Source organism: Flexivirga lutea (assembly GCF_054778955.1).
Map to the genome: position 1 here is coordinate 1,177,959 of NZ_BAAGZB010000001.1, position 12,904 is coordinate 1,190,862.

General features: G+C 70.3%; 13 protein-coding genes. 9 read left to right on the forward strand and 4 right to left on the reverse strand.

Annotated elements, in window-relative coordinates; all coding sequences use genetic code 11:
• From ACYVBN_RS05505 to ACYVBN_RS05515, 3 genes are read left to right on the forward strand one after another with little or no spacing between them, the layout of a single operon-like run.
• Complete coding sequence (locus tag ACYVBN_RS05505) at positions 1-1,158, forward strand: alkaline phosphatase family protein (RefSeq protein ID WP_460599624.1); 1,158 nt, start codon at positions 1-3, stop codon at positions 1,156-1,158.
• 24 nt (positions 1,159-1,182) lie between these two features.
• Positions 1,183-1,908 carry a thymidine kinase gene (locus tag ACYVBN_RS05510; protein WP_460599625.1) on the forward strand — a complete coding sequence of 242 codons (726 nt, stop codon included), beginning with the start codon at positions 1,183-1,185 and terminating at the stop codon, positions 1,906-1,908.
• 7 nt (positions 1,909-1,915) lie between these two features.
• Positions 1,916-3,709, forward strand: coding sequence for an MFS transporter (locus ACYVBN_RS05515; protein ID WP_460599626.1), 1,794 nt, complete (start codon positions 1,916-1,918; stop codon positions 3,707-3,709).
• A gap of 21 nt (positions 3,710-3,730) precedes the next feature.
• Here the strand turns inward: ACYVBN_RS05515 and sepH are convergent, their stop codons facing one another.
• The gene (gene sepH, locus ACYVBN_RS05520; protein ID WP_460599627.1) at positions 3,731-5,197 is read right to left on the reverse strand and encodes a septation protein SepH; all 1,467 of its coding nucleotides are present in this window, start codon (positions 5,195-5,197) and stop codon (positions 3,731-3,733) included.
• Positions 5,198-5,443: 246 nt separating this feature from the next.
• On the opposite strand from sepH, the gene ACYVBN_RS05525 reads away from it, so the two are divergent.
• The 6 genes from ACYVBN_RS05525 (at position 5,444) to ACYVBN_RS05550 (ending at position 10,992) form a co-directional block, all read left to right on the forward strand.
• Positions 5,444-6,685 (forward strand): ferrochelatase, encoded by a 1,242-nt coding sequence (locus ACYVBN_RS05525; protein ID WP_460599628.1) that lies wholly within the window; start codon positions 5,444-5,446, stop codon positions 6,683-6,685.
• A gap of 6 nt (positions 6,686-6,691) precedes the next feature.
• On the forward strand, positions 6,692-7,528 hold the full coding sequence (locus ACYVBN_RS05530; protein ID WP_460599629.1) for an inositol monophosphatase family protein: 837 nt from the start codon (positions 6,692-6,694) through the stop codon (positions 7,526-7,528).
• A 172-nt stretch (positions 7,529-7,700) separates the two neighbouring features.
• On the forward strand, positions 7,701-8,000 hold the full coding sequence (locus ACYVBN_RS05535; RefSeq protein ID WP_440281918.1) for a DUF4193 domain-containing protein: 300 nt from the start codon (positions 7,701-7,703) through the stop codon (positions 7,998-8,000).
• Between the two features lie 216 nt (positions 8,001-8,216).
• Complete coding sequence (locus ACYVBN_RS05540) at positions 8,217-9,125, forward strand: DUF3710 domain-containing protein (protein ID WP_460599630.1); 909 nt, start codon at positions 8,217-8,219, stop codon at positions 9,123-9,125.
• Position 9,126: 1 nt separating this feature from the next.
• Entirely contained in the window at positions 9,127-9,504 is a 378-nt protein-coding gene (locus tag ACYVBN_RS05545) for an OB-fold nucleic acid binding domain-containing protein (protein WP_460599631.1), read from the forward strand.
• 369 nt (positions 9,505-9,873) lie between these two features.
• Positions 9,874-10,992 carry an HNH endonuclease signature motif containing protein gene (locus ACYVBN_RS05550; RefSeq protein ID WP_460599632.1) on the forward strand — a complete coding sequence of 373 codons (1,119 nt, stop codon included), beginning with the start codon at positions 9,874-9,876 and terminating at the stop codon, positions 10,990-10,992.
• A 264-nt stretch (positions 10,993-11,256) separates the two neighbouring features.
• Here ACYVBN_RS05550 and ACYVBN_RS05555 read toward each other — a convergent pair whose 3' ends face one another.
• From ACYVBN_RS05555 to ACYVBN_RS05565, 3 genes are all read right to left on the reverse strand, one after another.
• On the reverse strand, positions 11,257-11,607 hold the full coding sequence (locus ACYVBN_RS05555) for a DUF6281 family protein (RefSeq protein ID WP_460599633.1): 351 nt from the start codon (positions 11,605-11,607) through the stop codon (positions 11,257-11,259).
• A gap of 213 nt (positions 11,608-11,820) precedes the next feature.
• Positions 11,821-12,171, reverse strand: a complete 351-nt coding sequence (locus ACYVBN_RS05560) for a VOC family protein (RefSeq protein WP_460599634.1) — start codon at positions 12,169-12,171, stop codon at positions 11,821-11,823.
• Between the two features lie 10 nt (positions 12,172-12,181).
• Positions 12,182-12,901: a potassium channel family protein gene (locus ACYVBN_RS05565; protein ID WP_460599801.1), complete on the reverse strand. Its 720-nt coding sequence runs from the start codon at positions 12,899-12,901 to the stop codon at positions 12,182-12,184.
• Positions 12,902-12,904: the final 3 nt, after the last annotated feature.

The following is a 12,904-nucleotide window of genomic DNA, read 5'->3' on the forward strand; positions in this document are numbered from 1 at the left end:
GTGGCGATCAGCGCAGCCGGCACGCCGTCATACGACGCGGGGGGCCTGGCGGGAGTGCTGCCCCGTGTCGTGGCGTCGCTGGGTGGCCCGGACCTCGCGCCGGCGGCGACCCGGGCGCCGCTGCCCCCCGCGCAACGAGCCGTCGTCGTCCTGGCGGACGGGCTCGGTGCGCAGCTGCTGCGGACCCGGTCTGGCCACGCGCCCTTCCTGCGGGTGTCCGCGGCGAGCCAGGATCCCGCCATACCCGGCGTGCTGACCGCGGGTTTCCCCTCGACCACCGCCACCAGCATGGGCACCTTCGGCACCGGCCTGCCGCCGGGTGCCCACGGCCTGGCCGGTTACCAGGTGCGGGTGCCGGGCAGTGACCGGCTCTTCAACGAACTCGACTGGGTCGACGGCCCGGATCCGCAGCAGTGGCAGCCGCATCCGACCGTGTTCGAACGCGCCGGCACCGCCGGCATACCCGTCACGATGATCGGCCCGGCCAAGTTCGACGGCTCCGGCCTGACCACCGCGGCGCTACGTGGCGCACGGTTCTCCGGCGCACGGGACCTTCCGGCGGCGGTCGATGCGGCGGTGCGGGCGGTCCGGGCGACGCCGCGGGCGCTGGTCTATCTCTACTGGGGCGACGTCGACCGCACCGGACACCAGCACGGGTGCGACTCCTGGCAGTGGGGCGAAGCGGTCGAGTTGCTCGACGGCGAACTGCGCCGGCTGCGCACCCTGCTGCCCGACGACACCTCGCTGACGGTGACCGCCGACCACGGCATGGTCGACGTGCCGGACGCGGCCAAGACCGACATCGCGCACGATCCCGAGCTGCGCGCCGGCATCGAACTCGTCGGCGGCGAGCCGCGGGGTCTGCAGCTCTACTGCCGCACCGGCGCCGCCGCTGACGTCGCCGCGACCTGGTCGGCGCGTGTCGGCGATCAGGGCTGGGTGATGACGCGCGAAGAAGCAGCCGCCGCAGGGCTTTTCGGCCCGGTGACGCCCGAGGTGTTACCCCGCTTCGGTGACGTGATCGTGGCCGTGCACGCACCGATCGGCTTCGTCGACACCCGGGTGATGAACTCCCGCATCGTCAGCCTGATCGGCCAGCACGGATCACTCACCGACGCCGAGCAGCACGTGCCGTTCATTCACCTGTCGGCGCGATGAACGCCCCTCGTAGGCTGTCCGACCGTGGCTGAACTCGTCTTCTTCTCCGGCACCATGGATTGCGGCAAGTCCACCCTCGCGCTGCAGATGGACCACAACCACCGCGCCCGCGGACGTCGCGGCCTGGTGTTCACCAAGCTGGACCGCGCCGGCTCCGCGGTGCTGTCGTCACGGCTGGGCCTGTCACACGAGGCGATCGAGGTCGACGACTCCCTCGACTTCTGGGAGGTGGTCGTCGAGCAAGCGACCGGTGGCCGGGTCATCGACTACCTCATCTGCGACGAAGCGCAGTTCTACACGCCCGCCCAGGTCGAGCAATTGGCACGGCTGGTCGACGAGATGAACATCGACGTCTTCACCTTCGGCATCACCGCAGACTTCCGCGCCCAGCTCTTCCCGGGCTCCCGGCGGTTGATCGAGCTGGCCGACCGCACCCAGGTGCCGCAGGTCGAAGCGCTGTGCTGGTGCGGCAAGCGGGCCACGCACAACGCGCGGGTGGTCGATGGCGACATGGTTGTCGAGGGCGAGCAGGTCGTCGTCGGTGACACTGCTCAGGGCAGCCCCGCCGTGGTCGAGTACGAAGTGCTGTGCCGCCGCCACTACATGCGACGGATGACCTCCCACGCCGCACGCGCGCAGTCCTTCTCCGACGAGGTCCTGCCCTTCGATCTCGGCCTGTGCCCGCTGCCGGGCAGCCAGCCGCGAGCCGCCGAGCCCGCTGCCGGAGATTCCGGCTCGCACTTGGCATGATGGGCACATGACACGGGACGGCCGATCGGGCAGGCAACGCCGCCGCGCCGAACGTGACCGGGCCTTCACCGAGCCCGTCCCGCAGCCGTCCCGCACGCGACCGATGCCGCCCGGCCCACGGGCACCACGGACCCGGCCCGCGCAGCGGGCGCCATACCCCTCTGAAAGCGGCAGCGGACCCCTGCCCGCCGCCCCGGACGCCGGTGGCACCAGCCGCCACGACGGCGTGCCGCACGAACGCCCGCACGACGGGGGTCCGCACGGCGACAGCCCGCACGCCGGCCGCGACACCGCGCTCGCGGCCGGCCGTGGCTTCGTGCGGGGCGCGGGAGCGATGGCTCGACTGACGGCGACCGCCAGCAAGAAGACCGTGTATGCCGCCCGCAAGGCCAGCGAGGCCCAAGGTGCGGGGGAGAGCGGTCTGGCGCGGATGATCCAGGTCCACGCCTTCAACTCCGCCGGTGACGCGACGGTGACCATCGGCTTGGCCGGCACCGTCTTCTTCTCCGTCTCCTCGGCGCAGGCCAAGAGTCAGGTGCTGCTCTTCCTGGTGCTCACCATGCTGCCGTTCACCGTCGTGGCGCCCTTGCTCGGCCCGCTGCTGGACCGCTTCCGGCACGGCCGGCGCTGGGCCATCGGCTTCACGCTGGCGATTCGCGCGTTCCTGTGCTGGGTGCTCGCCGGTGCGGTCGAGCGCGACTCGGTGTGGCTCTTCCCGGTCGCGCTGTGTGTGCTGGTGGCGTCGCGTGCCTACCTGGTCACCCGGTCCTCGGCCGTGCCGCGCGTGCTGCCGCCCCAGCTGACGCAGGTGAAGGCGAACGGCCGGCTGTCGCTGGCCGGTGTGATCGGCGCCGGCGTCGCCGGTGCGTTGGCCGGTGGTGCGGCCAAGCTCGGCGGTGCCGCCTGGTCGCTGCGCGTCGGGGCGCTGCTGTTCGCCGTCGGCACCGTGCTGGCCGTCCTGCTGCCGCCACGGGTCGACTCGGCCGTGGGGGAGAAGCCCGCACCGTCCGGCCTGACGACGGGCAAGGCCGCCGGCCGCGGCGTCGGCCCGGCCGTGGTGACCGCGCTGCGTGCCAACACCGGGCTGCGCTGGCTGTCCGGTTTCCTGACCATCTTCCTGGCGTTCCTGGTGCGCAGTCACCCGTTCCCGGGCTGGGAGGGCAAGGAGACGCTGCTGCTCGCCCTGGTGCTGGGCGCCGCCGGCGTCGGCAACTCGGTCGGAACAGTCGCCGGAGCGGTGCTGAAGATCGCCTCCCCGAAGACGATCGTGCTGTCCACGCTCGTCGCCGACGCGGCGATGGTGGTCGTCGCCGCCGCCCACTTCACCGTGGTGACCGCCGTCGCCGTCGGCTTCGTCGCCGGCACCGGGCAACAACTGGGCAAACTGGCGCTCGACTCGCAGATCCAGAACACCGTTCCGGAGCACATGCGCACCAGCGTCTTCGGTCGCTCCGAGACGCTGCTGCAATTCGCCTGGGTCATCGGCGGCATCATCGCCGTCGTCATACCGACCAACGCGTCGCTGGGCATGGTCGTCGCCGCGGTCGTGCTGGTCGGCTGGGCCACCGTCGTGCTGATCTGGAACAGCGGGCGCTCGCTGCCGGTGCCCGGCCGGGTGCGCGCCGCAGCACCGCACCTGCCGGGACACCGCGCGGCGCCGCCGGAGCAGCATGATGAGGCCGAGACGCCCCGCGACGAGGCCGAGACGATCAGCGTGCGACGCAGCGACGTGGCGCGGCACCGGCCACCCGAAGCGGGCCGGAAGCCGACACCGCGGGATCGACCCGGCGGCTGGCGCTAGCCGGCCGGACCCGGTGCGCGCTCAGTCGCGCCCGGGACGACGCCCGAACATGATGTCGTCCCAGCTGGGCACGCTCGGCCGGCCCTTGCGCGCCGTGGTCGGCCGGTCCGGTATGACGGAGTCCGGCTCGGCGTCCTGCGGTTCGTCCACGGGTGCGGTGTCCACCGGGTCGGTCTCGACCGGCCGGCTCTCCGCGTCGCCGGTGTCGGTGCCCGGTGCTGTCTCGGCCGGTTCGCTGCCGTCGTCCGCGGCGTGTTCGTCGGCGGCGTGTTCGTCGGCGGCGTGTTCGTCGGCGGCGTGTTCGTCCTCGGCCGCCACATCCGTCGCCTGCTGCTGCGACTCGGCAGGCTCGTCCAGATCGGCGAAGAGATCGGCGGTGCCGGTGACCGGGTCGTGCCCCAGCCGCTCCACCGAGGGCTTGGCCGCGGCCGGTGCGCTGGTGTCCTGGGTTCCGGCGGCGCCTTCCGCGGCGGCGAGGTCCTCCGGGCGCGGGTGTGAGCCGACCGGCGGTGCCTCGCCGGAGGTGTCCAGGTGCTCGCGCGGCGCCGCGTCCTCGGGGAAGTCGTGCGGTGCGGCCGACCGGCCCTTGCGGCGCCGGTTCTTGGACCGCTCGCGCATGGCGGCCACCAGGTCGACGGGGCCGTCGCCGGGCTCGGCCTGCTGGGCGCCCCCCGTCGAGCCACCATTTGACCCGCCACCCTTCGGCTGGCCGGCCGGCGCGGAGCCGGCCGTGGCGCCCGTCGTGGCAGCAGTTCCACCCGCCGACTGCTGCGGCACCGCGGTGGCGGAGGTCCGGCCGCCGCGCACCCGGCGGACCGACGTCTTCGTGCCGGCGTTGAGACCGCCTTCGGCCTCCACGTCGTAGACCGATGACTCGCGGCCGACGCCGACGGACAACGGACCGGGTGAGCCCTCGTCCTCGCCGAGCCAGCGTGCCTCGTCGTCGGTGGGCTCCAGGGTGCGGCTGCGCACGTCGAAGTGCCAGGTGGCGCGGCGCTGCCGGCCTCCGGCGGGGAAGCTGACCAACACGGTCCAGTCGCCGTCACGTCCGCGCCAGGAGTCCCAGACGACGTCGTCCGCCTCGACACCGCGGCCGTCCAGTCGGTGTTCGACGCGGTCGCCGAAGGTGGTGTCGGCGCGGCCAGCGGATCCGCCGCTCACCGCGAGCTGTCGGGCCAGGCCGGCCACGTGGTCGCGCTCGGCGCGGATCGGGCCCTCGTAGCGGCGGACCTTGTCCACCGTCCATGCCGCGCGTTCGGCGACGTCGGTCACCGAGACGCCGGCGCGCAGCAAGGCCTGCACGTCGCGCGGGCGCAGCTCTTCAGGCACCGGCACCACGTCGACGTCCGCCGAGGGCGCCGGCGCCGCACGACGCAAGGACGCACGCAGGGCGTCGTCGATCGGCACCGTGAAGCGGTCGTCACCGTCCTCGGTGAGAAGCAGGTGTTCGCCGTCGTCATGGACGCCGATCAGTCGCAGCTCCCGCATGTGCGTATCTCCCAGGTACCCGTGGTGCGCCGAGTCCAGCTCGGATCCGTCCGCCGCTGCAGTCTCGCTGCAATCAGCCGCAGCCAACCATGCCACGACGCGCGGTGTGGACCCGGCAGGGCGCGCCGGACGACGGCCAGTGGCCACCTCGTGACGGGCTCATGCCGAGCGTCCGGCGGGCGTCGTAGGCTGGCGTTTGTCGGCCGTCCCGCGCCGGCCCCATTCGCACCTCGCAGGAGCCACAAGATGTCCTCGCCGATCGCGGAGCCCCCCGAGCCGTCCGCGCGACCCGACCGTCCGGAGGCGCCCGCCACCGAACCAGCCAGTCAGCCGACCACCGAGCCGACCACCGAGCGGGCCTTCGACCCCGTGGCTTCGCCCGAGGGCGAGTCCCTGGCCCTCGAGCCGTATGACGCCGTGCTGGTGCTCTCCTTCGGCGGTCCCGAGGGTGAGGAGGAGGTGATGCCGTTCCTGCGCCGGGTCACCGGCGGCCGCGGCATCCCGGACGAGCGGCTCGCCGAGGTCGCCGAGCACTACTACGCCCGCGGCGGGCGCAGCCCGATCAACGACCAGACGCGTGCCCTGCAGCAGGCGATCCGGGCCGAGCTGCGTCGGCGCGGCTACTCGACGCCCGTGCTGGTCGGCAACCGCAACAGCGAGCCGTTCCTGGTCGACGTGCTGCGTGGGGCGCAGGACTCCGGAGCAGAGCGGGTGCTGGTGGTCACGACCAGCGCCTATTCGTCATACAGCTCGTGCCGGCAGTACCGCGAGGACATCGCCGGGGCGCTCGAGCAACTGGCGAATGAGGGCCGCACTTTGCAGGTCGACAAGATCCGGCAGTACGCCACGCATCCCAGCTTCGCCAGGGTCAACGCGCGGCTCGTGACCGACGCCGTCCGCGCCAGCGGCCAGCCGGACGACGACAAGCTGCGGGTCGTGTTCGTCACCCATTCGATCCCGACGGCCATGGACGACACCTCCGGCCCCGGCGACGGCGAGGGCAACCTCTACGAGCACCAACACGACGAGATCGCCCACGTCATCCTCGATGAGGCCGGCATCACCCTCGATCGCAACCTCAGTGGCGCGCTGGTCTATTGCTCACGCTCGGGCCGCCCGGAGCAACCGTGGCTGGAGCCTGACGTCAACGACCACCTGCGGCAACTGGCCGGCAGCGGCATCACCGACGTGGTGGTCGCCCCGATCGGCTTCGTCTCCGACCACATGGAGGTCGTGCACGACCTGGACACCGAAGCCGCCGAGACGGCCGACGAGGTCGGGCTGCGGATGACACGGGTGCCGACGGTCGGCACCGATGCCGAGTTCGTCATGGGCCTGGTGGACCTGGTCGAGGAGCGCGCGGCCGAGGCGCGAGGGGAGCGGGTGGAAGCGATCGCCTGGCCCGGCGAGGCGATGCCGTCGATCTGCGCACCCGGTTGCTGCCCCAACCTGCGCGTGGCCAAACCGGCCGCCTGCGGGAGGGACTGATCCGCGATGACCGCAACGACACCGGAGCTGTCGGCCGACGAGATCGCCGACCTGGAGACCATCGCGTGCACCCTCGCCCGGGAAGCCGGCGACCTCATCGTCGAGGAGCGACCGGACGATCTCGGCGTGGCGGCGACCAAGAGCACCCAGACCGACGTCGTGACCGTCATGGACAAGCGCAGCGAGGAACTGCTGCGCACCCGGCTTGCGACGGCCCGCCCCGGCGACGGGCTGCTGGGCGAGGAGGGCGCCGCACAGCCGTCGCGGACCGGCATCAGCTGGGTCGTCGACCCCATCGACGGCACCGTCAACTACCTCTACCAGCTGCCGGCGTATGCCGTCTCCGTCGCCGCCTGCGTCGGCGACGTGCACACCCCCGGTGCGTGGCGGCCGGTGGCCGGTGCCGTCCTCAATCCCGTGACGGACGAGCTCTTCCACGCGGCCCTCGGCGCCGGTTCGTTCCTGGACCACCGCGGCAGGTCGACCCCCCTGCAGGTGAGCGCCCAGGCCGACCTGGCGCTCAGCCTGCTGGCGACAGGCTTCGGCTACGACGTCGACAAGCGCACGCGGCAGGCAGCTCTGGTGGCCGAACTCGTGCCGCAGGTCCGCGACATCCGGCGAGCCGGCAGCGCGGCGCTCGACCTCTGCTCGGTCGCCGCGGGGCGGCTGGACGGCTATTACGAAGCCGGTCTGCACCCCTGGGACCTGGCGGCCGGGTGGTTGATCGTGACCGAGGCCGGAGGCCTCGTGCAGGGTCCGGCGGGTCGTGCTCCGACCCACGAGCTGGTGGTCGCGGGAGGCGCTGACTTCGTCACACAGCTGTCTCCGATGGTCGACCGCTGAGCGGCTGCGGAACAAACATCGGACCCCGCCTGTTGGGCGGCTGGTCGGATGAGGCAAAATCCCCGGCGGTCCGGGCACAAAACGCGGCTGTTCAGCGTTATTGCGCGCAAGGACACCGAAATTTCCGCCCACGCGTGCGGGCTGGGCGACGAGGAGACGGGAAAAACACGCAATGGCAACAGATTACGACGCTCCACGCAAGACCGACGACGACATCGACAACGACTCGATCGAGGAGTTGAAGGCACGTCGCAACGACAAGAGCACCGCGAATGTCGACGTCGACGAGACGGAGCAGGCCGAAGGCTTCGAACTTCCCGGGGCGGATCTGTCGGGCGAAGAGCTCTCGGTCCAGGTCATCCCACGACAGAACGACGAGTTCACCTGCTCCAAGTGCTTCCTGGTGCATCACCGCAGTCAGTTGGCCAAGGAGGTCGGCGGACTGCCGGTCTGCACGGAGTGCGCGGCCTGACACATGCGGCAGTCGACGGCAGGGACGACTCGAGCCACGAGTCGGCCCTGCCGCCATACGCTCCGGACCGTCGATTCGCGTCGGCGGTCCGTCTGGGGCGACACTGGGAAAGATGACCACGGTCGCTCCGGCGACCGCTGACGTCTTCCCAGCACGATCTCTTCACCACCGACCTCATTCATCCGACAGCAACCACCACAAAGGGGCGCGAGCGCAGTGGCACTCTTCCGGCGCAAGGCCAAGGACACGCAGGCCGACCCGGCCGACGTCGCGACCGACGCCGAGCAGGACATCGACGCCGAGCAGGACGCCGAGCAGGACGCCGAGCACGGTGTCGATGCGGACGTCGAGGAGGCGACCGTCCCCGCTGACGCCGAGGCCGATGCGGCCGACGCGGCCGACCCCGACGCGGCCGGCGATCACGAGGACACGCGCACCCGACTGCCTCGTCCGCACGACCTCGACCGGTCCCACGGTCCGTTCGACCGTTCCGAAATCAAGGAGCTCGACGGACACCTCGACTTCGGTGCCGTTGCGATCGTCCCGGTGGCCGGCATGGAGCTGCGGCTGGACGTCGACGACGCCGGGCAGGAGATCACCGGCATCACCGCTGTGGTCGACGGCGCGGCGTGCCAGTTGCAGGCGTTCGCCGCTCCCAAGAGCCGCGGCGTGTGGGACGACATTCGCGACGAGATCGCCGACAATCTGCTCGCCGGTGGTGGCACGGCCGAGGAGAAGCTCGGCCCGCTCGGGATCGAGCTGCACACCCGGATGCCCACGCAGGGGCCGGACGGCCGCACCACCTACGCGCCCGCCCGTTTCGTGGGCGTGGACGGCCCCCGCTGGTTCCTGCGGGCCGTGCTGTCCGGCAACGCCGCGATCGACGAGGCCGCCGGTGACCAGCTGGTCGAGTTCCTGCGCCGGACCGTGGTGACGCGCGGCAGCGAGCCGCGTGCGCCGCGCGAGATGCTGCCGCTGCAGATCCCGCAGGACGTGCAGGAGCAGGCCGAGGCCGCGGCAGCACAGGACCCCGACGCCACGCCGGATCAGACCGGTGACCGGTCCGACACCGCCGACGACTTCAAGCCGTTCGAACGCGGCCCGGAGATCACCGAGGTCCGTTGAGATGAGCTGGAAGACCTCGTGGGGCAAGGTCGCGGATCGGCTGACCAAGTCGGACGACTCGCTGGAGAACGACGACCTGCAGGAGAGCACCCGCAGGCTGGGCGCCACCCCGATCTGTGACGCCGCCGACCGGTCCATCGCATGTTGTTGCGGCACCGTCCGCAGCGTCAGCCTCCGCCCGCGTGCTGACTCGGTGCCTGCCATGGTCGTCGACCTGGACGACGGCAGCCGCACCATGAACCTGGTCTGGCTCGGCCGGCGCAGGATCGCCGGCATCGAGCCGGGCACCTACCTGAAGGTCACCGGCCGGGTGACCTACCTCAAGGGCACCCCCACGATCTTCAACCCCTCCTACGAGATCAAGCCCGGCGCGAACTGATCACCGGCGGGGTGAGGTCAGCTCGTCGGTTGCGACGCTCGTGCGGCGTCTCACCACGGTCACCCTGCAGCGGGCCGGCACGATCCGCCCCGGCGATCCATGCTGAGCGCGGGGCGAAGACAGTCCACCGAAACGTGTCCACACCAATCGGCAACGCGCTGACATTCAGCCCATGGCAAGGTCTCGCCATACTCACCGAAAGCCGCTGCAGGACTGGAATATTGGGGACTTTTGCGCTGCCTGACCCTTGCGCAAGACATCGAACAAACGTATGATAAAGCATGGGAGCAAATCGGGAGGCCGCGTCGGATGGTCCCCGGTTCGGCGGGTTTCCGGACCCGGTGGATCTGTCGGCGTATGCCGTGCCGGATGCCGGTGGGGTCTTGGCAGGAGTGCCGCCGTGGGTCCGGGCGTGGGAGCAGCGGCGGGGCACGGCAGTGGTTAACCGATCGGGCAGCGTTCTTGGAGCCGGCCGAGGCGAGCCGGTTGACGGTGGCCGCGGAGTCCATCAACCGGCCGGAGAATGCGACCTTGCGGGCAGTGTTCGTGGCCGGCCAGTTGAGCGTCTCGATGCTGGTGACGGTGCTGGCCGAGGTGCCCAAGGCGATGGTCGCCCTGCCGGACGCCCGGCGGGAGCAGGTGCTCGGTTACTACCTGCAGCTGACCCGGGCGGGCAGCACCCGGGCCGATCTGCGTGGCTTGACCAAGCGGATCATCGCCGAGTTCGGGGACGAGCAGCTGCCGGACGCGGAGGAGAGGGCGCAACGCGCGGAGTCACTGTCCTGGCGTGAGCTGCCCAGCGGGTTGAGGGAGATGATCGCAGTCCTGTCACCCGCGCACGCCGCGCAGATGTTTGAGGCGATCACCGCGTTGTCCGCTCCCCGGCCGGGCAAGGACCCGCGGACCGGTGCCGCCCTCCGCGATGAGCGCACCCCGGGCAAACGCCGAGCCGATGCGCTGATGGAGTTGCTCGGGGCGGCCGCACGGTGCGCCGACCCGGAAGCGATGCGGTCCACCGCGAAGGTGATCGTGACGATGGGTCTGGACAACCTGCTGCGTCGACTCGGCAGACAGGGCTTCGGTGTGACCGCGACCGGACAGGTGCTCGACGCCGCCACCGCGCGGCAGCTGGCCTGTGCCGCAGACATCATCCCGGTGGTTCTCGGTGGCAATGGTCAGCCACTGGATGTCGGTCGGGAAGTGCGGCTGTTCACCGGAGCGGTGCGCACGGCGATCATTGTGCGGGACAAGCACTGCACGTTCCCTGGCTGCGACCGGCCGCCGGGGTGGTGTGAGGCACACCACATCATTCCCTGGTGGGCCGGCGGCCCCACCGCCGTCGGTAACGGGACCCTGTTGTGCACGCGGCATCACGGCGTGGTCCACGCCAAGGGATACCTCGCGGTCGTCACCGCCGACGGCGTGGCCTGGGACCTGACCCCCGGCCGGATGAGCAATCTGGCACCGGCGGACCGCCCTGCCGCATGAGCGGTGCCAGGCGCGTCTTGAACGGGTGCCGGATGGCCACGTCATAGGAGGACAGTCGTACATCAGGCGGTTCACCTTCGGGGGCTTTGGCGGACGGGGCCAGCGTCGTGCGGCGTCGGCTATCGAGACACGGCTGAAGCTCGAAAGGGGCCATCTCGCAGGGTCAATTGAGCATCTGAGGCGGTCGCCTGGCCTTTCGCGACCTCCGTTGTCCTTTGACCGCGGACTGTTACGTTCCAGCGGCTCCGAGCAGTTCTGTCCGCGTCAGCGGGAGGTGACGGTGGGTGTTTTGACCAATGCCGGCCAGTCTTTCGGAGTGGTGCCTTCCCGGATGTACACGCCATGTGCGTTGGGGTCGATGACCGCAATGGCGACCGTGGGATCGACTCCGCGAACTCTGTGTATGGCGACTCGATGAATCGGCTTCTCGTCGCAGCCGACGGTGTTGCCGGTCCCCAGCACGTCAAAATCAGTCGGTGCTTCGGGGTTCACCAGGTTGTGTGACCGGAAAGTGTTGCCGTTGAACGTGATCCGGGTACCGCAATCGCCATCGGCGGAGCTCTGCGGCTGCGCGCCGCAACTGGAGACAGCCGCGATCGACAGCAAGGCGAGCACTAGACCCCTTCCGACACCAGGCATCGCCCTCATGCGTTTCAGTATCGCTGTGGGAGCATTCGCGCGGTTGAACGTCACCGAATCGAAATCAGCGGATGGGGAGCAGTTCGCAGCGGTCGACGGTCCACATCAGCTCGCGCGCCCCAGCATCGTCGTTCTCGATGAGCCGATCGATTTCCCGCACGCCCGGGTGGTGACGCGGTGCGCCCGCCCTCAGGCGCGGTGCGCAGCGACGTTGATCACGTGCCCATCAGGGCTTCGGACGAAGAACCGGCGAATGCCCCACGGTTCATCGGTCAGCGGGTGCACGATCTCGTAGCCGCGTCGCTGTGCCGCGTGGTACGCCGCATCGACGTCGTCGACCTTGATGGTCATGACGGAGTCCTCCGGCGCAGTTGCGTCGTGGGTCACGACCTGGACGCATGCGCCCGAGTCCGGAGAGCTGAATCGGGCCACCCAGCCCTGGTTCATGGTCTCCTCTTCCAGGCCGAGGAAACGGAAGAACTCTCTCGCCCGCTCAACATCGCCGGTGTGCAGGTTGGTGATCGCTTCGGTCGCTTTCATCAGCAGAAGGTCATTCACCCGCGGGGGAGTGCGTGCGGATCTGGTCCGCCGGGCGACCGGTGAGTACGGCGCCCAGTGACTGCTCGGCCTCCGGGGTCGCCAGCAGCAGCAGCTCGTCCAGTGCCTCGATCGTGTCGTACTGATCCGGCGCCATCGGCATCTCATCGCGGATGATGCCGACCAGCACGCAGTCCGGCGGCAGCTCCAACTGACCGACCGCGCGTCCGACGTTCGGGCTGTCCGAGGGGACCGTAATCTCCACCATGGTGGCCTTGCCCTGCTGGAACTGGAACAGCCGGACCAGGTCGCCGACACTGACGGCCTCCTCGACCAACGCCGTCATCAACCGCGGTGTCGACACCGCGACGTCCACACCCCACGCCTCGTCGAACATCCACTCGTTCTTCGGATTGTTCACCCGAGCCACCGTGCGGCCGATACCGAACTCCGTCTTGGACAGCAGCGACACGACGAGATTGACCTTGTCGTCACCGGTCGCGCAGACGACGACCTCGCAGGTCTCCACGTTGGCCTCGCGCAACGTCGAGATCTCGCAGGCGTCGGCGAGCAGCCAGGACGCCTCGGGGACCGAGCTCGAGCGGTCCTCGTCGGCATACTTGTCGATGATCAGCACCTGATGATGGCGCAGGATCAACTCGCGGGCGATCGAGCGCCCCACGCTCCCGGCTCCGACGACAACAACGCGCATCTGACGAATCTCCTTGAAAATGCA

What these genes read in the sequence shown, in the direction of transcription:
- ACYVBN_RS05550 (WP_460599632.1), top strand. Translation starts at nt 9,874, where the DNA reads ATGCCGGTGGGGTCTTGGCAGGAGTGCCGCCGTGGGTCCGGGCGTGGG.
- ACYVBN_RS05545 (WP_460599631.1), top strand. Translation starts at nt 9,127, where the DNA reads ATGAGCTGGAAGACCTCGTGGGGCAAGGTCGCGGATCGGCTGACCAAG.
- ACYVBN_RS05515 (WP_460599626.1), top strand. Translation starts at nt 1,916, where the DNA reads ATGACACGGGACGGCCGATCGGGCAGGCAACGCCGCCGCGCCGAACGT.
- ACYVBN_RS05560 (WP_460599634.1), bottom strand. Translation starts at nt 12,171, where the DNA reads ATGAAAGCGACCGAAGCGATCACCAACCTGCACACCGGCGATGTTGAG.
- ACYVBN_RS05525 (WP_460599628.1), top strand. Translation starts at nt 5,444, where the DNA reads ATGTCCTCGCCGATCGCGGAGCCCCCCGAGCCGTCCGCGCGACCCGAC.
- ACYVBN_RS05530 (WP_460599629.1), top strand. Translation starts at nt 6,692, where the DNA reads ATGACCGCAACGACACCGGAGCTGTCGGCCGACGAGATCGCCGACCTG.
- sepH (WP_460599627.1), bottom strand. Translation starts at nt 5,197, where the DNA reads ATGCGGGAGCTGCGACTGATCGGCGTCCATGACGACGGCGAACACCTG.
- ACYVBN_RS05535 (WP_440281918.1), top strand. Translation starts at nt 7,701, where the DNA reads ATGGCAACAGATTACGACGCTCCACGCAAGACCGACGACGACATCGAC.